A 19,039-nucleotide genomic window follows, 5' to 3' on the forward strand; every position below is an offset into this window, starting at 1 on the left:
CTGTCCTTGTCGCTCAGCACCGGGTTCCCCTGCAAGGGCCAATCAATACCACAGCTGTCCCAGCGCACACCCCCATCAGCATCCGCATTGTAAGAGCTGGTACATTTGTAGCAGATTTCGGTGTCGGGCTCTAACGTCACAAAACCATGGGCAAAACCCGCCGGCACCCAAAGCTGTCGCCCGTTCTCAAAGCTGAGCTCGATGCCGAAAGATTGCCCATAGGTCGGCGATCCCTTGCGGATATCGACAGCGACATCATAAAGCGCCCCCCGGCCCGCCCGAACCAATTTGCCCTGCGCATGCGGAGGCGCCTGAAAATGCAGGCCGCGCAATGTCCCCACCGCGGACGACAACGAATGGTTGTCCTGCACAAACTCCGGCAACACAACCCCAGCCTCTTCCAGCCGCGCCTTGTTCCAGCTTTCAGAAAAAAAACCCCGCAAATCCCCATGCCGCTGCGGGCGAATAACCAACACACCCGACAACCCCGTCCGCTCAATCTCCATAACACCTAACCTCAACCGTCTGTTGCATACGTTTTGGATTTGCCGCACGTATCTGAAATGTGACTTCGATTCGAAATTTTCAGAGCGTAGTTAACTGACCGCGCGAACAAGTTGAATGGGTAAGCTCTTTTGTCGAGTTTTACGTCTGATGGCTTTGGCGACCTTCTTGACGGGGCTCTTTGCTGAACTTCTGGTTGTCCATTCCTTGCCGGTGGCCACAAATGCAATCACGTGAAGAGTAAAACGCTTTGTTTGGAACGAAAGAGCGGAGGAAAGAAACGGGAAAAGCGGCGGTATCGGATTCGAGCTGCTACAAAACGTAACGGCTCAAATCCGCCGACTTGGTCAATTCGCCCAGATTGTCGTTCACGAATTGCGCATCGACCGTTATTTCCGTTCCGGCCCTGTCTGGTGCGGTGAATGACAGCTCTTCAAAGACCCGTTCCATGACGGTGTAAAGCCTCCGCGCACCAATGTTTTCAACGCTTTGATTCACGTCGGCTGCGATCCGCGCCAGGGCGGCAATACCATCCTCGGTAAACCCAACCGTAACCTCTTCGGTGGCCATGAGGGCCGTGTACTGACGGGTCAATGCGTTGTCGGTTTCGGTCAGGATACGAACGAAGTCTTCCTCGGTCAGCGCGCGCAGCTCTACCCGGATGGGCAGACGGCCCTGCAATTCGGGCAGAAGGTCTGATGGTTTGGCGATATGGAACGCACCGGATGCGATGAACAGGATGTGGTCGGTTTTAACTGGACCGTGCTTTGTCGAGACGGTTGTGCCTTCGATCAGGGGCAGCAGGTCGCGCTGCACCCCTTCACGACTTACATCACCACCACGCGCTTCTGTGCGGGCACAGACCTTGTCAATCTCGTCCAGAAAAACGATGCCGTTCTGCTCCACCGATTCCAATGCGGTGCGGGTGACCGTCTCATCGTCCAGCAGCTTGTCGGCCTCTTCCCCGATCAGCACCTCATAGCTTTCGGCGACAGTCAGACGTTTTCTAACAGTGCGCCCGGCAAACGCCTTACCGAAGATATCGCCCAGATTCATCATCCCCATCTGACCGCCAGGCTGTCCCGGAATATCGAACATCGGCATTGGGTTTGAACTGTCCGCGACGTCCAGTTCAATGACCGTCTCATCCAGCTCACCCGACTTGAGCTTTTTGCGGAACATCTCTCGTGTGCCTTCACGGGCATCCGTACCAGCGATGGCGTCAATCACGCGGTCTTCGGCGGCCTGATAGGCTTTGGCCTTGACATCTTCGCGCATGAATTCCCGAGTTTGCAGAATGGCGGCATCGGCCAGATCGCGGATGATCTGTTCCACGTCGCGACCGACATAGCCAACCTCGGTGAACTTCGTGGCTTCGACCTTGATAAAGGGTGCGCGCGCCAGCTTGGCCAGACGGCGGCTGATCTCGGTTTTGCCGACACCGGTGGGGCCGATCATCAGGATGTTCTTTGGATACACCTCTTCGCGAATATCGTCCGGCAACTGCTTGCGGCGCCAGCGGTTGCGCAGGGCAACGGCCACGGCGCGCTTGGCATCCTTTTGCCCGATAATGAAACGATCCAGTTCCGAGACAATCTCGCGCGGGGTCAGGTCGGTCATATGTGTTCTATCCGTTTGTTTCGCACCGGAACCTAATCATAAGCTGCAAAAACACAAGCTGATCACAAAAAACTCACGCCAACACACGAACCGAACACGGAAATTCGAGGTGATGTGAATCGCCACACAGATATTTGCTGCGCATAGTCTCCGTCAACGGGCAAAGTCGCCCGCACTTATCTAATGGAGAACATAAAATGATGACTCGTCGTTCACTTTTTCTGAACGCGGCTGCCACTGGCGCGGCTCTGACTCTGGTCGGCACCAATGCGGCTTTGGCCGGGGGTGACAAGAAAAAGGGTCATTTCGAGGGGCGCTCGAAGCACGAAACCAGCGGCTCGGTCAAAGTAAAAAAGGATGGCGATCGTTATATCGTTGAATTAGGCAACGACTTTTCGTTGGACGGTGGCCCCGACCCGCGTGTGGCATTCGGTAAGGATGGCGAATACGACCCGTCATCTAAGCTGGGTGCACTGCTGAATTTGAAAGGCAAGCAATCTTATGCGGTGCCTCCAACTATGGACATCTCGGGCTACAACGAAGTTTACATCTGGTGTGAGGTCGCTGGCGTCCCGCTGGGTGTTGCGTCGCTTAAATAATCTGAACGACAGAGGCCGGATCATCCGGCCTCTAATCCGTCGTTAGCTGACACGGCGCATATCTGCTACACTCGCCCCAAAGCACTTGAGCACGGGGCGAGTTGTATGACGAAAATTGCCAAGATCACCCTGCTGTTCGTGGTGTTCGTGGACCTGATCGGACAAGGTCTGGTCTTTCCCATCATCAATTCGCTGATCATGGAAACGAGCTCCGGTTTCCTGCCGGAAAGCACGCCTGTCGGCCGCAGGCATTTTTATTATGGTCTGGTGATCGGGTGCTTTTTCCTGTCGTGGTTTCTGGGCGTTGTTTATGTCTCGAAAGTGTCTGACTCGATTGGGCGAAAGAATGCATTGCTGGTCTGCCTTGGGGGGGCGCTGGCCGGATATGCGTTGACCATTGTGGCGCTTTATCTCAATAACCTGCTTCTGCTGATCGTTGGCCGTTCGATTACCGGGTTCACTGCGGGTAATCAGCCCATCGCGCAGGCGGCGATGATCGATGGCAGCACCGACGCGTCTGACCGGGACCGAAACATGGGCTACATCGTGACAGGTGTTAGCTTTGGCCTTGTCGGCGGGCCGATCATAGGCGCGGTTTTGTCGGATTCGGCGTTATTCGGCGGCTTTGCCACGTTGAAAACCCCGTTCTATGGCGCGTTCGTGTTGGTTCTGGTGGCGATATTTCTGGTGCTGCTCTTTTTCAAGGACACCCGAACCAAGCGCGAGCCTTTTGTGTTTCGCCCCCGTGATATTACCGACAGCCTGATCGCAGTTGGCGAACACCCGCTGGTTCTGAAAATCCTGCCGGTTTATTCGTTTTTCATGATCGCCAATGTCACATTCTACGTGTTTGTCGACAATTTCCTGACCAGCGCATTCGGGTATGGGGTCATCGGGGGCAGCGTGGCGATGGTGGTCATCGGTGTGGCGCTGGCCTTTTCCAGCACGTTCCTGGTGAAGCCTGCCCAGGAAAGGTTCAGCAAACACGCGATCATTTACACGTCGCTTGTGGTGATGGTCATTTGCGGGTTTGCCTTTGCCTTCAGCCCAAGCGGTGTATTCAGCTATGTCCCGGTGTTTTTCTTCTATTTCCTGTTCGGGGTCGCCTATCCAACACTGTTGGGCCTGTTCTCCTCAAGCGTCAGCGAGGCGGATCAGGGCTGGGCCATGGGCGTGGCCACCGCCGTGTTCTGCCTTGCGGGGGGGATCATGTCACTGATCGGTGGCGGATTGATGAGCATCGATATCCGCGTGCCCTATTACATCGTGATCGTAGCGGCGGTCCTGGGGTTGATCGGCATGCACCGTCGATGGAAAGGCAAAGAGATCAAAGCGCTTTTAGCCTGAGATCGTCTCAACCGTCAGGTTGCCATTGGTATAGACGCAGATATCTGCTGCGATGGCCATGGATTGCCGGGCGATGTCCTCTGCGGATCTGTCGCTGTCCATCATGGCACGCGCGGCGGCCAGAGCGAAGTTGCCTCCCGACCCGATGGCAGCCACATTGTGTTCGGGTTCCAGAACATCCCCTGCCCCGGTGATGACAAGCAGATCCTTGCCGTCTGTCACGATCAACATCGCCTCAAGTTTTTGCAGATACTTGTCTGTGCGCCAGTCCTTGGCGAGTTCAACCGAGGCGCGGGCCAGTTGGCCGGGCGTAGCTTCAAGCTTGGCTTCCAGCCGTTCCAGCAACGTGAAGGCATCCGCTGTCGATCCGGCAAAACCTGCCACGATCTCGAACCCTCCGGGAGACAGGCGGCGCACCTTGCGCGCGGTGCCCTTGATCACGGTCTGACCCAGACTCACCTGACCGTCGCCGGCAATGACGACATGACCGTCCTTCTTGACGCCGATAATCGTTGTGCCGTGCCAACCGGGAAAGTCGTTATCTGCCATGATCGTCTCCGCTTTTGCTGGCGGTATATATGGGCCGGACCGGTTGTTGGCGCAACCCATTGCCAAACTGCCCAAAAGATATGCAAAAAATGCAATTCGGGGTTACCGGACCAGCAATTGTGAGTCCGGCCAAGCGGTACTAGATGAGGCTCACAACCGACGACGGGTCGGCTGTTTCTTCAATAAGGACTGCGCACATGGCAACCACAGCTAATATTCATGCGCCGCTCGGAGCAGCTACCATCCTGCACGTGGCGGACGTTTTCATCAATGCATTCGACAGTGTTGTCGCATGGAATGAAGCACGTAAAACACGTAACCTTCTGTCGGAACTCAGCGACACGCAGCTGGACGATATCGGTCTGAGCCGCGCGGATATCGCAAAAATCTAATCCAACCGACGGATCATCAAACCGAACCAGCCGCCCGGATTTCCGAGCGGCTTTTTCGTTGCTCAACTCTGGATGTATTTCCCGGCAAGATCGGGTAAAAAAGCTTCGACCGCGGCAGTTGCAATGACGTGCAGAGTGCCAGCTTCTTCATCAGCGACATCCAGACCACCTTTGACCGCGCGAACCTCGACCCGGCCGCGCGGCAAGTCGGCAGCAACCAGCTCGCAATTCACCTGCTCCGGATTCTGAACGCCGATTGTCACACGCACGCGCATTTCGTTGTGATCGATCCCCAGCTTTGAAAACAGCGTGATGGATGAATGATGCAGCGCGTCCTGTACCGCGCGGCGGGCTGCTTTGGTATAATCCTGGTCATAAAGGTCATTGCCGGTGCCCATTTCCAGGATGATCCGCTTTTCACTCATTGCGCCGGGTCCATGTCGAAAGAAACGATCAGTGCAGCGTTGGCTATCACCGTGTGGTCGTCACCATTCGGTTTTTCGATGTCCAGCCCACCTTTTGTGACGGTAATGTTGGGCTGACCATAAGGGAAAACGGCTTTGAGGGCGTCGGTATCCACTTGATCCGGCTGCTGCACGCCGATCTCGGCATCGATGATCATCGCCTCTTTCGGGAAACCAATAAGTTCGGCCATATTGACCGAGTTGTGCCACAGCGCGTCCCTGATCGCCCGCAGCGACGCCTCGGTATAGTCCATCCGGCGCAGGGATGTGCCCATCCCGAATTCTACAAGAACGCGCGTTTTTGCCATTGGTTTCCCCGCCGTTTCAACAAAAAAGGCGCCCCAATCTGAGACGCCTTTCGAACAATCCGTTATCGCCAGATCAGATGGATTCGTCGATCCAGCTTTGCAGCGCGGCTTTGGGGGCAGCGCCTGCGCGGTTCGATACAACCTGACCGTCCTTAAAGATGAACAGCGCCGGGATGCCGCGCACGCCCATGGCGGCGGCAGAGTTCGGGTTGTTGTCCACGTCCACCTTGGCGATCTTGACCTTGCCGCCATATTCGGCGGCCAGCTCTTCCAGTGCCGGACCAATCTGCTTACAGGGTCCGCACCATTCGGCCCAGAAATCCACTACAACTGGAACGTCCGAGTTCTTGACTTCGGCGTCAAAGGTTTCGTCGGTGACGGCTACGGTCGACATATTATGTCTCCTGAATGAAATGCGCTTGGGCTGTGAAGGTAGGGGTGGCAGTAGGCAAGGTCAAGATATCTGGGTGCAGGCCACGGCATCCGTCACAAGATCGTGTGGCAACCACATAAGATTTGCCGTTCTTGTCCAAAGGATTGCGGTGCGTATCTTATAGTCCGGATAGATCTGCGACAGGGCCTGCGCATACGCGCCCATTTGGCGAAGCAACCCTTCGGGGCAATCTTCGACCCGGTTCGGAACGGTGGCATTTGATTTGAAATCAATTACATGGACTTCGGTGTCCGTCACGATCAGGCGGTCGACAATCCCATACATTCGCTGCCCGCGCAGGTCGGCAGTTACAGGTACTTCGGCCAATGTGTCCGGCGTGAAAATGTGTCGCAGGCTTTCGGATGTCAGCACGCCTGTGACTTCGGTCAGCAATGCGTTCTGATCCTCTTGCCCCATGCCGGGCAGCAGGCGGGCGCAAAGCTCTGGCCAGTGGTCCTGCGTGACTTTGGGCAGATGCTCAAGCAGCAGGTGCACGCGGGTTCCGCGCAGTTTGGCAGCGTCTTCATCCAGACCAGCGTCACCTGGCAACGCCTTGGCCCCACCCAGATCCGAAGGGCTGATGGTGGCCGCAGGTACAACCGGTTCAGGTGCAGGGTGCAGGAACATATCAGGTAGATCTGAATGTTTAGCCGATGCGCGTGACAGCTCAACCAGTGGAAACCCATCCCAGTCGCCATGGGACAGCCGACGTGTATCTGAACCAGGCAGTTGCGTTGCCCCGGCCCTTTCCATCGCTGCTTCTACCATCTGGTACCAGCTGTTGCCATCTTTACCCAAATCACCTGCCGCTGCCACGATCAGCCACTTTTCAGCCCTTGTTAGAGCCACATAAAGCAAGCGAAGCCGTTCATTTTCCTCGCGGGTGCGCGCCTCTGTCCGGGCGCGAGTGATCAGGTTCGGCGATTGGTCTGCCGAAACCTTCCACAGGGGTGTCCCGTCTGCCACCATGATTTCGGCGTCGCGTGGCGGCTGGCGTTTGCCGGTATCAGGCAGAATGACGATCGGAGCCTCCAGACCTTTCGAGCCGTGCACCGTCATCACCCGGATCATATTTCCGACCCCGCTCATCTGTCGTTTGATCTCCAGATCGTCGGTCTGCATCCAGACCAGAAATCCAGTCAGGCTGGGGATATCCGTCCGCTCGTAGGCCAACGCCTGCGATAGCAGGGCATTGATACCGTCCTCAGCCTCGGGTCCCAGTCGGCCCAACAGGTTTCGTCGCCCGTCGTGTCGGGTCAGAATGCGTTCAATCAGGTCATAGGGGCGCAGAAAGTCGATCTGACTGCGCAGATCGTTCAGAACGGCCAGAGTTTTGGGGAAATCGTCGGCGCGTCTGCGCAAAGCAGCCCACAGGAATTGCTCCTCCCGCCGATGGGCAAGATCGAAAAGCTGCTGCTCGGACCATCCGAACAGTGGGGATTTCAGAACTGTCGCCAGCGACAGGCTGTCTTCGGGCGTCGCCAGAAAGCTAAGCAGCGCAGCCAGATCCTTGACCGCAAGTTCGGCACCCACTTTCAGCCGGTCCGCCCCGGCGATGGGAAGCCCGGCAACCTTGCAGGCGCGGATGATCTCGGCGAACAGGTCAGACCGGCGTTGCACAAGGATCAGAAAATCACCGGGCTGAACTTTGCGTCGAACAAACTGGCCCTGTGTGTCCCCGTCTTCAGGTATAGTTTCGCCGTCATCGATCATTTTTTTGATCGACGCAGCCACCCGTTCGGCCAGAATAACGGTATGGTGCCGTGATCCGGGCCGGTCCACCGGATCGGTCCAATCCCCCTCCTCCGCGTCCTCGACTTTCTCGACGACGGGCCAAAGATCAACCCGACCGGGCAAATCGGATTTGAAGGCGCGGTGCTGACTTTCCTTCTGAAATCCTGCATCGGCGCGGTTTTCAAAAAGCGTGTCGACCAGAGACAAGATCGCGCTGGAGGATCGAAATGAATATTCCAGCGTTGAATCCCACAGTTTAGAGCCTGATTCAGAGAGTTTCCGGTCAAACTCTTCCTGCATACGGTCAAAGGCTTGCGGGTCGGCGCCCTGAAAGGAATAGATCGATTGTTTTTTATCGCCGACAACAAAGATAGTGCGCTCGACCCCTGATCGGGCCCCTTCCCCGCTGGTGAATTCCTGAGCCAGTTTTTCCACCACATCCCATTGATCGGGGCTGGTGTCCTGCGCTTCGTCGACAAGAATGTGGTCGATACCCCCGTCCAGACGGTACAGCACCCATTCGGCCACCGCCGGGTCATTCAGAACCTGACGTGCGCGCAGGATTAGATCGTCGAAATCCAGCCACCCCCGCAACTGCTTGCAGCGCTCATATTCCGGTAGGAATGCAGCGGCAAAGCGGTGCAAAACGGCGGTTTTCTGGGCAGCAACCAGCGCCAGTCGGCGTTCACGCGCAGCTTCGACCCGCAGCATGAGAGCTTCGAGTTGAGGCATCCGGTCCGCCAGCGCACCTTCTCGAAGGGGTTTGGTGGGAAAGCCGTTGATCTTGGCGGTGAACGGTTCTTTTGCGCCTTTTCCGGTCAGCAGCACGTCTTCCAGCATGGGCAAGTGAGCCAATCGTGCTTCGGTGAACCCTGCCAGCCTTGCCTCAGCCTTGGCATTATTGCCGCCACTTTCGAGCAATAGGGGCAACATTGACTGGATTAACTCGACCTCACCCCCCAGAAAAACGCTTTGGAACAACGCATTATCGTTAAAATTCGAGGGCAGATCGAAGCGTTGCAGCAGATCAGACCAATCCAGTTGTTGCGCGAACAGGTTGCGCTTTTGGGCGATCGCCGCAGTTAGCTTGTCAAAGCCTGTACCGGTGACAAACCGGGCCACGTCTTCGATCAGCCTTGCTTGCGGGCCTTCCGCGAAATCTTCAACAATTTCTTCCCTCAGCAAAGCTGCCGCACGGTCTTCCATTTCCGAAAACTGCGGGCTGACCCCGGCCTCGAGCGGGAAACGACGCAGCAACGAGGCGCAGAAAGAATGAATTGTCTGGATTTTCAAGCCGCCCGGCGTCTCAATGGCGCGGGCAAACAGGGTGCGCGCTTGTGCCAACCGGTCTGAATCGATGGCGCCGGTCACGCCCAGTTCGGCCAGGTCCTTTTGCAGCCTGGCATCTTCAAGCATTGCCCATTTGCCAAGACGGTCAAACAATCGGTTCTGCATCTCGCTGGCAGCAGCTTTGGTATAGGTCAGGCAAAGAATGTGTTGTGGCTGGACGCCACCCAGCAGCAGGCGCGCCACCCGATCGGTCAAAACCCGTGTCTTCCCTGACCCTGCATTGGCGGCCAGCCAGGTCGAGGCATCGGGTCGCGAGGCCTGCACCTGCCGTTCGGTTGCTTCGTTGCGCGCGCTCATGTCAGATCCTCGGGGCGCGTTTCGGCTGTCCGGTCCCACTCGCCGAACCGGGCAAGATGATCATAGTCACCGATATCCGTATCTTTGTGCAGCATTCGGCGGGACGAATACCCCTGATCAGACTCTAAATAGGCTGATATCAACTCTTTCAGCTCGGTCAAAACCTTGTCGGCGGGTTCTTTCAGCAGCGGCGCGGGCACCTCATTATAGGCACCACCCATACCGATGAAGATGGCCTCTGCCACCGCCATCGGGTCAAGCCCCTCGATACCGCCCTGCTCGGCCATTGCGGCCTCGATCAGCAATTGCTTGTCGAATTTGGATTGCTGGCTTTCTGTTGGAGGCGCGCCGGTTTTATAGTCGATGATCCGCAAGGCCCCCCGGCTGTTGTGATCGATCCGGTCAGCGCGCCCTGTGATGGTGAAGTCCAACGGGTTCAGCACCAGCTTCATCGCCGCTTCAAAGGCCACTGGCCCACCGTCACCCCGGCGCGAAAGTTCAGCGCTGATAAAGTCGTCTGCGATCCGTTCCAGCCGCGCCAGCCACAGATGTCGCGCCGTGGGCCAGGCGACATGCTGCTCCAGTAATGTGTGCGCGCGTTTCAGAAAATTCTCACGCGTCAGCAAAGCGTTGTCGAGCACGCTATCCTTGACGAAATGTTCGAGGATTTCGTGGATCACGATCCCCCGCAGCAACGCGTCGGGTGCCTGGACAAGCGGATCGAGAGGTTTCAACCGCAGCACATGCTTGGCGTAAATGGCATAGGGATCGCGGATCAGTCGCTTGATTTCCGTTACTGACAGGTGACGCGGACGCGCGACAACTGGCGGGCGCGGGGATGGGCGTGGCGCGGGGTCAATGCGCGGCGTGTCTTCCAGAGCCTCGGACCAGTTCAGCCAGTTTTGGCCACGGGCGCGCATTTCGGCCAGCGCTTGGGGGCCACCCTGCTCAGGCAGACCCTGCAACAGGTTTGTCAGCCGGTTCACCCAACGAGACGGCACCATTTCCGCATCATCCGAGCGGGTTGCGCGGGTTAGCCAGACCTCGGGCGCGCCGATGGCCTGTTGAAAGTCATGCGCCGACAGGCCGATCCGGCGTTCAGGCAATAACAGGCCCGCCCTGTCGCGCATCTGTCGGTTCAGCCAGGGGTCGGGCGCCGGCGCCCCTGGCCAACTGCCTTCATTCAATCCGCCAAGGATCAACAGGTCTGCACCTTGTACCCTCGCTTCGAGTGTGCCCCAGATCATGATATGCGGATGCGGCGCATCGCGGTCGCGGACCTCTTCCCCGGCAAGCAGCGCGCCCAGAAGATTGGCAAAATCATAGGCTGTCATCGGCCCGCCATGTTGCGCCTCATCCCTGAGAGAATTCAGCACTGCCAGCGCCTTTTGACCCGCGTTCTTGTCCCACAGCGTGCCGGTTTCACCTGCGCTGCCAGCCGAGATCGCCTCGGCCAGTGTTGTGAGCCGATCTACCCAGTCGGAAAGCGCCAACTCGCCACTGATCTGCTGATCGCAGAAGTGGTGAACAACCCAATGGACCCAGCTTTCGAGGGCTTCTTTGCGTACTGCAAATGCGGTGAGGCTGGTGCCATCCGGAAATGGTGGGCCATTGCGGCGCAGATCCAGTTCCAGATCACGCGTGTGCAGCAAATGTTTACCGCGTTCACTGCCGTCATGGCACAAAGGGTGCTTTAGCAAGGTAAGCAGCGCCTCGCCCTCCAGACGGCGCGTGAACAGACCAGCCACATGTCGCAGAAACCGGCCCGGGGGCGAGAGTTGCAGCGGCAGACCGGCGCTGTCATCTGCCAGAATGTTCCACCGATCCAGCGCGGCGCTTACCTGACGGGTCAACATGCGATCCGGCGTAATCAGGGCGGCGGTCTGACCGGTTTCGGCAGCTTGTCGCAGGCGCAGGGCAATGGCCAAAGCCTCGTCCCGCGGTGATTGCGCCTCGATCAGTGTCAGGTCTTTGGTTGCGCCGAGTAGATCAGCCAGTTTCGGGCCTTCGCTCATCCAGGCATCGGTGATCGGGGCTGGGCGCAAAGCCAGGGAAACCAGACGGTTACGGGCAGGCGAGGGGGCGTTCAGGTCTGTCCATGGAGTAATCTGGCCGGGTGACAGGCCCAGCCCGCGCATCAGCTTTCGAAACCGGTATTGTGGATGATCTTCCGAAGTCAACGCATCATCCAACCCTTCCCAAACGTGATCCGGCTGGTCGAAATCGTATCCGGGCAGTACCAACGCCCCTTGTGGCAAGCGCGCGACGGCATCCATCAGCATCAGCGTGGTGCCGCGCGAACCGGACGACCCGGCCAGAACAACCGGATGCAGGGGGGGATCGGTTTGCCAGCGGGCGATCAGGTTTTCGACCACGCGACGTTGGCGGGCCTGCGCGTCCATCACCTGCGAGCCCGTGTCAATGAAATGATCTGCGATACCGATAAAGGTCTGAGCCCGCGCCCAATGGCCGGACATGTCGCTGACATCCAGCCCCCGGATCGTGTCCGGTGACACACCTTCGCCCTGCATTTCGTCGATCAGCGCCGCCAGACTGTCGGACAGGTCAAAAATCGACGACCGGGCGGCCAGATCCGGTTGTTGTTCCAACAATTTGGCCACCAGCTGAGACAATTCCAGACGCCGCCGAAGGGGCGGGATGGCAGGTGGAATATGCGCCAGATCAGCGTTGTCCCCCAGATCGGTTAGCAGCGATATGCGGGGCAGCAGGCATGGTGGCCCCTGATTGAACAGATCACGTACGCGCCGTTCCATACGCCGCGTGTTCAACACCAGCCCCACCCGCGCCAAAGCCTCGGGCGGGCCTGAACAACGCCGCCTCAGGCCGTCGACCAACGCCTTGGGGAAATCCGTACCGGGCGGGACGGCGAAGACGCGGGGCAGGGGTCCGGGGTCAAACATCTGCCAGCAAATCCTCGGCCAGAGCGATCCCATCTGGGTGGCCCACATCACACCAGCGACCGGGATACTCAATGCCGAACAAACGCCCTTGATCGTGCATCTGGTTCCAAAGCAGGTTCAACGAAAACGCCGGTTGCGAAATGGCGTGCAACCCTTGTGTCTTGAGGATCTGCGCGCCGCCGTAAACCAAGCCGGGCCCACGCGTGATCCGCCCCACCTGATCGGCGGTAAAATCACCCGGCCTGTCGTGACCAATGGCCTGCGCAGTCGGAACACACATCAAAAGCGCATCCATGCGGGACGGGTCCCATGCGTTTTGCAGCAGCATCAATGGATTTGGGCCGGACCAGATTGCGTCGGTATTCAGTGTGAACACAGGGTCGGTGCCCAGCAATGGCAGGGCTGCGCGCAACCCGCCGCCGGTTTCCAAAATCTCCGGCTCTTCCGGCGATATCAGAATGCCTTTGGGCCTGAGATGCGCGTCGAGCTGATCGGCGTGGTAATGCACGTTTGCCACTGTGCGAACAGGGCCAAGGTTGTCGACAAGATCCAGCGCGTGGTCGATCAGGGCGCGCCCGGACACTTCGATCAGCGGTTTGGGTCGGTCCTTGGTCAACGCGCCCATACGGGTGCCAAACCCGGCGGCAAACAACATTACGGCAAAGGGTGATCCGGTCATTGGGGCCTCAGCCTGGCCAAATTCTGAGGTGTTGGTCGGGGCAGAGCGTCGTGCAGCAGCGAGGCCACCGAAACAAGGGCAGGGTGTTCCAGATCCCTCATGAGGTGCGACCAGACCGCCGGGATCATGTCCAGATATTGCGGCTTGCCGTAGTCGGTTGCCAGCCGCGAAAAACCGCCAAGGATGCGAAGATTTCGCTGCGCGCCCAATACGCTGTACGCGGTACGAAATTCGTGATCGTCCATACCTGACCCTGCAATATAGCGGTTGATCATCTGCATTTCTGTCCCGACCGAAACATCGCGGCGAATGTCCTGAAGCAAGGACACCAGATCATAGGCGGGGTGCCCCAGCATGGCCAATTGGAAATCCAGCAATCCGACGCGCCTTATGCCGTCGCGCTTGGGCAGCCACAGAAGGTTTTCTGCGTGATAGTCCCTTTGAATGACAACTTTGTCCCCAGAGGTTTCGCGGTGCAAAATATCTGCAAACCGAAGTTCGAACCGGTCCAGAACGCCCTGATCAACATTGCCCTGAATGCCAGCGGCGTATTTCGTAAGCGCCAGTGCCGCCAGGTCCGTCATCAGGGCTGGATCGTAAGACGGTAGTGATAATATTGGCGCCTGATGCAGGTGCAGCAGCACGTCTGTCGCGGCCTCGTACAAAAGGCGTTCTTTGGACGGGTCTTTTTTAAGGACGCGTGCAAACAGATCATCACCCAGATCTTCCAGCAGCAGAAATCCATATTCAGCGTCTTCTGCGTAAATCTCGGGCGCACTCAGGCCAATCGAACGCAGATACTCGGCAACACGCACAAACGATTCGACGCTTTCGCCCTTGTCAGGTGGTGCATCCATCAGGACAGCCGTTCGCCCACTGACCGGATCGGTCACGCGTTCGTACCGGCGGTTCGATGCGTCGCCGGCCAGTGGTGCACGCGTTGCCCCGACCCAAGGAGTTTGTGCAATAAGGGCCTCTGCCAGGACTGTCCTGTTTGTCATCCGGCATTCTCCAACTTGTCTACCCATTTCGGATCGGTCCATGACAAGGACATGTGGCGGGTTTCTTCTGTGTCATGGTCTGTTTCGAAGGCCAGTTTTAACGCAGCGACAGGGGCTAGTGTGCCCAGTTTTTCCGGCCATTCCACAAGGCAGATTGCTGTGTCAAAGGCTTCAACCAAACCCAGCTCATCCACTTCCTCTAACGCGTTCAGCCGATAAAGATCGCAGTGCCAGATCTCACCGGCAGGGGTGTCATAGGTCTGAACCAAAGTGAATGTGGGTGATGGCACGTCTTCCGGTTCAGGCATAAGTGATTGAATGAGGTTGCGCGCGAAATGCGTCTTGCCGCTGCCGATTGCGCCGCTAAGCAACAGGACATCCCCGGAACCAAGCGAAGACCCGACACGGGCCGCGAAATCTGCGGTTTCATCGGGCGATTTAAACGTCAGGGTTTGGGAGGTCGTCGTCATGGCGTCACAATGACGTTCTGCCCAATCGGCTGCAACCCCGGTTCAGGCGCTGATCTGTTCCAACGGGGCGGTTTTTGTCAGAGGATCCACGGGTGCAAACCGCACGATCGTCGCACCGTTATGAACTGGTGAAACCGTGCAGTCTAAAGTGATGCCTGACCGCATCCGGATTTCAGCCGTCCATTCCGCCCGGTTATCCCGCATTTCGACAAAATCCCGGATCTCTCCGAGGATCGGCGTAGCAACACAATGGTCCTGCCACCGCCGCGTAACATCGGTGACCGTGTCGGTCTGAAAGCCGATTTCCTGTGCGTCGCCCCAAAGCTTTTCGTAGGCGTAGTTGGTAAGGGCCAGGGTGCCATCATCGGCAAATACAGCGATTGCATCGGCCAGCTTGTCCAATATGGATTGCATCAGATCCATCTCGGACCGGAAGCGTCGCGTCAACGTGATTTCGGCAGTAATATCTTCGAACAGAAACGCAACGGCCCCATCGGGATGCGGCCTGCCGCTTACAGAATAAACTGAGCCAGAGGGCAGCGACCATGTTTCGTGATAATTACCGCCCTCGGCTGCTTCGAGCAGGTCGTTCATCTGACGCCGCCATGTACGGTAGTTCTTGGGCTCTGGCATCATGTGCTGATCCCTAAGCCGGTCGAAAAAACTGCTGATGTTCGGGCGGCAGCTGAGGAAATCCGGCGGCAGCGTGGTCAGATCGATCAGGGCCGGGTTGAACAGCGCCAGTTGCCGGTTGCGATCGAAAATGGCCAGGCCGATCGAAAGTTGAGCAAAGGTCTTGGTCATGGTCTGCACGAACTTGCGTTGCGCGGTTTCCGCTTCGACAATAGCGTTGATGTCTGTGGCGTAACATAACCGCCCGTCGTCCTGCACGATCTGCGTCAGGTCGAACCACAACTTGCTGTTGGTTCCTGTCACTTCCACCGCCACTCTTGATTTTCCGAGCGACGGAGCATCAGAGGTGTCCGGGAACAGAGGGGCAGTCAGATCGGCATCCTGACCACGTGCCCGGCGAACAAGCGTGACATAAGCTGCATTGCACCACTGCACCTGGCTGTTGTGATCCAGCAACCATACCGGATAGGGGGCCTGTTCCATGGCCAGACGGCTCGGTTCACTCAGCGCGCTTGACCTGGTCGGAGAGATTCGGGCCGGTTCGTGCAGACGCACGCGGACAATCCCGTCGATCCATTCACACACCACTTCGCGTTCGACTGTGCAATCAATGGCCGAGATTACCAGTACGTTTTGGTCGCGAACTTTTTCGGGTGTTTCGGGGAAGGTGGGGAAATCTCTTTTCAGCAGGCGGTGCAAATCCTGCCAGCTTCCAACATGCTCGAACCCGGCAAGCGCGATATCGGAGTGGCTGATCAGGTGATCACCATCAAACAGGAATACCGCATCAAACAGGGATGTTGTTGAAAACAAGCCAAAGACATCGTCGCGTCGCGTCTGGCGTGGCAATAACCACTGTACGGCAAAGCATCCCGATACCAGGCTGATCGCGGCCAGAATGATCCAATCGGCCATTAATTTCCCCAAGGTATAACCAAACCCCGGCTGACTATGGGCAGGATAGGTTAACGGCTCCTTAACTCATACTTGAATGCGTTTGTTGGAACCGGATGGAACCGGAGTGTCACCTTTTTGCGCGTCAATCAGGTTGCGCGGCCACGAGACCTTGACGATTGCACCTGTCCTGTCTTTTTGATCGGTCAGACGCTGATACGGATCCGTGCCATTAGCGAATTTCAGCTCGGCGCCGCTGCGTTCCAGCAACGTTTTTGCGATGAACAGCCCCAGTCCCATGCCTTCGTATTCCGGACGGGTTCGCAGGTCGGCTTCGGCCCGTCTGCGGCGCATGAAGGGATCACCGATGCGGCCAATCATGTGCGACGGGTAGCCGCGCCCGTCATCCATGATGCTGACGGTGATTTTGCTGTCCGTCCATTCGGCTTCGACCCAGACATTGGCGCGGGCGAAATCTACGGCATTCTGTATCAGGTTGCGGAGTCCGTGAATGATCTCGGGCTTTCGCAGAATCGAGGGTTGCAGCACATCTCCGTCCTGCGCCGGGCCTTCCGAAAAATGAACGACCTTGCCCCGGTCAACATGCGGTTCGGCGGCTTCGTTCACCACTGTTGAAAGTGGAGCCTGCCGCAAATGCAGGTCATCTTTTCCGGCACGACCCATATCGCGCAAAATGTCGCGGCACCGATCGGCCTGTTCGCGGATCAAGGCCGCGTCTTCCTTGAGGTCGGGACGGTCGTCCAGCTCTTCGATCAGTTCCGCACTCGTCAGTTTGATTGTTGCCAGAGGGGTGCCCAGCTCGTGCGCGGCGGCGGCGACCACGCCGCCCAGATCAGTCAGTTTTTGCTCGCGGGCCAGTGCCATATGGGTGGCAGCCAGCGCTTCGGACATGGACTGAACCTCGGAACTGACGCGGTGAGAATAGGCACCGATAAAGACGATGGCGATAATAATAGCCGCCCAGTTGCCAAACAGCAGGATTTCCGGAATGTCCAAAACCACCCCGATGTTGGTCCGCAGCGGCAGGTGGAATTCCGCCAGCAGAGTGGTCAGAACAATTGCAACAGCCCCGACAATCAAGGTCGACCGTGTGCTCATCACATTGGCGGAAATCGTGACCGGCCCCAGAAGCAGAAGGGCAAAGGGGTTGTTCAGCCCGCCTGTCAGATACAGCAAGATCGACAGTTGCAACAGATCGAACAGAACCATCAGGAAGTTTTCGAACTCGGACATCCGCTTATTCTGTGGAAACAACAGAATGGCGGTCAGGTTACCCATGACCGAGATCCCGATGGCCAGATAGCACAGGCCTAGTTCCAGCTGCACATGATAGTATTGCTGGGCCACGGTGATGGCGGTGATCTGACCAAAGATGGCAACCCATCGCAACAGGATAAGGGTGCGCAGGCGGATCCAGCTGCTGCGTTCCTGGCCGCGCCAAAAAGTCTGATTGGAATCTGCCATTGGTCGCTTATGTCCTGTTGCAAAGGCTGGTCATCTTGTTAGGTGTCCCGGCCGAAACGATCAACAACTCCTTGCGACCGGAAAACCAAAATGACCCGCCTCTACGCAATTCTTGCAACTCTCGTTCTGGCTATTGGCCTAGGTGCGATGTGGCTTTTGACGCGTGGGGGCGGATCCGACGACCAGTTTGCACAGTGCCGGTCTGGGCAGATCGCCGGGGGGACCGCTGCTATCGGCGGGCCGTTTGAACTGGTGAATGGCAAAGGTGAGACGGTGACCGACAAAGACGTTATCACCGAACCCACACTTGTCTATTTCGGCTATACATTCTGCCCCGATGTCTGCCCGTTTGACATGTCCCGCAATGTTGAGGCCGTGGATATCCTGAACCAGCGCGGGCAGTCGGCAACGGCGCTGTTCATCTCGATCGATCCCGAACGGGACACGCCCCATGTAGTCGATGATTATGCCTTCAACCTTGGCGGCAAAACGATTGCGTTGACCGGTTCGCCCGAACAGGTCAGGGCGGCGAGCAAGGCTTACAAGACCTATTACAAGGCACAGGATAAAAGCGACGAATTCTACCTTGTTGACCATTCCACCTTCACCTATCTGGTGACGCCCGAACATGGTTTCCTTGAATTCTTCAAACGCGATGACACGGCCGAACAGATGGCGGACAAGGTCGGGTGCTTTCTGGACCAGGCTGCGCATTAACAAGGTTGTTTGACCTTTGTTTCTGCGCTGCTATTACTCATGTTTAAGCCAAAGGCATGAAATAGCGGAAAGACCTAACATATGGCAGACAGTTCTCAGCTTGATATCGGCCCTGACAAATCCCTGCTTTTGGTGGATGATGACGAGCCGTTTCTGAGACGTTTGGCCAAGGCCATGGAAAAGCGTGGGTTCGAGGTTGAAACCGCGGGATCCGTCGCCGCAGGCCGCGCAATTTCCACCGCCCGCCCACCGGCTTACGCAGTTGTTGACTTGCGACTGGAGGATGGCAACGGTCTGGATGTGGTTGAGGTTCTGCGCGAAAAGCGCCCCGACAGCCGGGTCGTGGTTCTGACCGGGTACGGGGCGATTGCGACCGCAGTCGCCGCGGTAAAAATCGGCGCAACCGACTACCTGTCGAAACCCGCCGACGCCACCGACATCACCAACGCCTTGCTGGCCAAGGGTGACGAACTGCCCCCGCCGCCGGAAAACCCCATGAGCGCGGATCGCGTGCGCTGGGAGCATATCCAGCGGGTCTATGAGCTGTGTGACCGCAATGTCAGCGAAACGGCGCGGCGGCTTAACATGCACCGCCGGACCTTGCAGCGGATTTTGGCGAAGCGTAGCCCTCGGTAGAAGTCT

Annotated in this window: 18 protein-coding genes; 5 read left to right on the top strand and 13 right to left on the bottom strand. The window is 57.5% G+C overall.

The window, feature by feature from the left end; genetic code table 11:
- On the bottom strand, nt 1–506 hold a 506-nt coding region (rfbC, locus tag AC2FLU_RS20265; protein ID WP_496812098.1), incomplete at its 3' end, for a dTDP-4-dehydrorhamnose 3,5-epimerase.
- A gap of 310 nt (nt 507–816) precedes the next feature.
- Complete coding sequence (hslU, locus tag AC2FLU_RS20270) at nt 817–2,124, bottom strand: ATP-dependent protease ATPase subunit HslU (RefSeq protein ID WP_480607730.1); 1,308 nt, start codon at nt 2,122–2,124, stop codon at nt 817–819.
- A 197-nt stretch (nt 2,125–2,321) separates the two neighbouring features.
- Between hslU and AC2FLU_RS20275 the strand changes: the two genes are divergently transcribed.
- Together AC2FLU_RS20275 and AC2FLU_RS20280 are read left to right on the top strand one after the other, a co-directional pair.
- Entirely contained in the window at nt 2,322–2,723 is a 402-nt protein-coding gene (locus AC2FLU_RS20275) for a DM13 domain-containing protein (protein WP_480482580.1), read from the top strand.
- Between the two features lie 105 nt (nt 2,724–2,828).
- Complete coding sequence (locus AC2FLU_RS20280) at nt 2,829–4,070, top strand: MFS transporter (protein ID WP_480496393.1); 1,242 nt, start codon at nt 2,829–2,831, stop codon at nt 4,068–4,070.
- On the opposite strand, the gene hslV is transcribed toward AC2FLU_RS20280, so the two are convergent.
- Nucleotides 4,062–4,619 carry an ATP-dependent protease subunit HslV gene (gene hslV / locus AC2FLU_RS20285; RefSeq protein ID WP_480496391.1) on the bottom strand — a complete coding sequence of 186 codons (558 nt, stop codon included), beginning with the start codon at nt 4,617–4,619 and terminating at the stop codon, nt 4,062–4,064. The genes AC2FLU_RS20280 and hslV overlap by 9 nt on opposite strands.
- A 197-nt stretch (nt 4,620–4,816) precedes the next feature.
- Between hslV and AC2FLU_RS20290 the strand changes: the two genes are divergently transcribed.
- A complete protein-coding gene (locus tag AC2FLU_RS20290) occupies nt 4,817–5,011 on the top strand; it encodes a DUF1127 domain-containing protein (protein WP_480521310.1) in 195 nt (64 codons plus the stop codon).
- A gap of 62 nt (nt 5,012–5,073) precedes the next feature.
- Here AC2FLU_RS20290 and AC2FLU_RS20295 read toward each other — a convergent pair whose 3' ends face one another.
- The 10 genes from AC2FLU_RS20295 to regB form a co-directional block, all read right to left on the bottom strand.
- Nucleotides 5,074–5,436, bottom strand: coding sequence for a Lin0512 family protein (locus AC2FLU_RS20295; RefSeq protein ID WP_496812099.1), 363 nt, complete (start codon nt 5,434–5,436; stop codon nt 5,074–5,076).
- A complete protein-coding gene (locus AC2FLU_RS20300; RefSeq protein WP_496812100.1) occupies nt 5,433–5,783 on the bottom strand; it encodes a Lin0512 family protein in 351 nt (116 codons plus the stop codon). Before AC2FLU_RS20300 ends, AC2FLU_RS20295 begins: the two co-directional genes overlap by 4 nt.
- Before the next feature lie 73 nt (nt 5,784–5,856).
- Complete coding sequence (gene trxA / locus AC2FLU_RS20305) at nt 5,857–6,177, bottom strand: thioredoxin (protein WP_209505247.1); 321 nt, start codon at nt 6,175–6,177, stop codon at nt 5,857–5,859.
- 60 nt (nt 6,178–6,237) lie between these two features.
- Complete coding sequence (gene addA, locus AC2FLU_RS20310) at nt 6,238–9,597, bottom strand: double-strand break repair helicase AddA (RefSeq protein WP_496812101.1); 3,360 nt, start codon at nt 9,595–9,597, stop codon at nt 6,238–6,240.
- Nucleotides 9,594–12,518, bottom strand: coding sequence for a double-strand break repair protein AddB (gene addB, locus AC2FLU_RS20315; RefSeq protein ID WP_496808476.1), 2,925 nt, complete (start codon nt 12,516–12,518; stop codon nt 9,594–9,596). The genes addA and addB overlap by 4 nt, the downstream gene beginning before the upstream one ends.
- Complete coding sequence (locus AC2FLU_RS20320; RefSeq protein WP_480474431.1) at nt 12,511–13,197, bottom strand: nucleotidyltransferase family protein; 687 nt, start codon at nt 13,195–13,197, stop codon at nt 12,511–12,513. The genes addB and AC2FLU_RS20320 overlap by 8 nt, the downstream gene beginning before the upstream one ends.
- The gene (locus AC2FLU_RS20325) at nt 13,194–14,198 is read right to left on the bottom strand and encodes an aminoglycoside phosphotransferase family protein (RefSeq protein WP_480555981.1); all 1,005 of its coding nucleotides are present in this window, start codon (nt 14,196–14,198) and stop codon (nt 13,194–13,196) included. Before AC2FLU_RS20325 ends, AC2FLU_RS20320 begins: the two co-directional genes overlap by 4 nt.
- Nucleotides 14,195–14,668, bottom strand: a complete 474-nt coding sequence (tsaE, locus tag AC2FLU_RS20330; RefSeq protein ID WP_480555980.1) for a tRNA (adenosine(37)-N6)-threonylcarbamoyltransferase complex ATPase subunit type 1 TsaE — start codon at nt 14,666–14,668, stop codon at nt 14,195–14,197. The genes AC2FLU_RS20325 and tsaE overlap by 4 nt, the downstream gene beginning before the upstream one ends.
- A 42-nt stretch (nt 14,669–14,710) precedes the next feature.
- A complete protein-coding gene (locus tag AC2FLU_RS20335) occupies nt 14,711–16,216 on the bottom strand; it encodes a PAS-domain containing protein (protein ID WP_496808477.1) in 1,506 nt (501 codons plus the stop codon).
- A gap of 66 nt (nt 16,217–16,282) precedes the next feature.
- Entirely contained in the window at nt 16,283–17,680 is a 1,398-nt protein-coding gene (gene regB, locus AC2FLU_RS20340; protein WP_480474439.1) for a sensor histidine kinase RegB, read from the bottom strand.
- 90 nt (nt 17,681–17,770) lie between these two features.
- Here regB and AC2FLU_RS20345 point away from each other — a divergent pair, with 90 nt between their 5' ends.
- Both AC2FLU_RS20345 and AC2FLU_RS20350 read left to right on the top strand, forming a co-directional pair.
- On the top strand, nt 17,771–18,397 hold the full coding sequence (locus AC2FLU_RS20345; RefSeq protein WP_480555977.1) for an SCO family protein: 627 nt from the start codon (nt 17,771–17,773) through the stop codon (nt 18,395–18,397).
- Nucleotides 18,398–18,478: 81 nt separating this feature from the next.
- Nucleotides 18,479–19,033, top strand: a complete 555-nt coding sequence (locus tag AC2FLU_RS20350) for an ActR/PrrA/RegA family redox response regulator transcription factor (RefSeq protein ID WP_050604676.1) — start codon at nt 18,479–18,481, stop codon at nt 19,031–19,033.
- Nucleotides 19,034–19,039 lie beyond the last annotated feature (6 nt).

It is taken from the genome of Ruegeria sp. SAZD013, assembly GCF_059612525.1.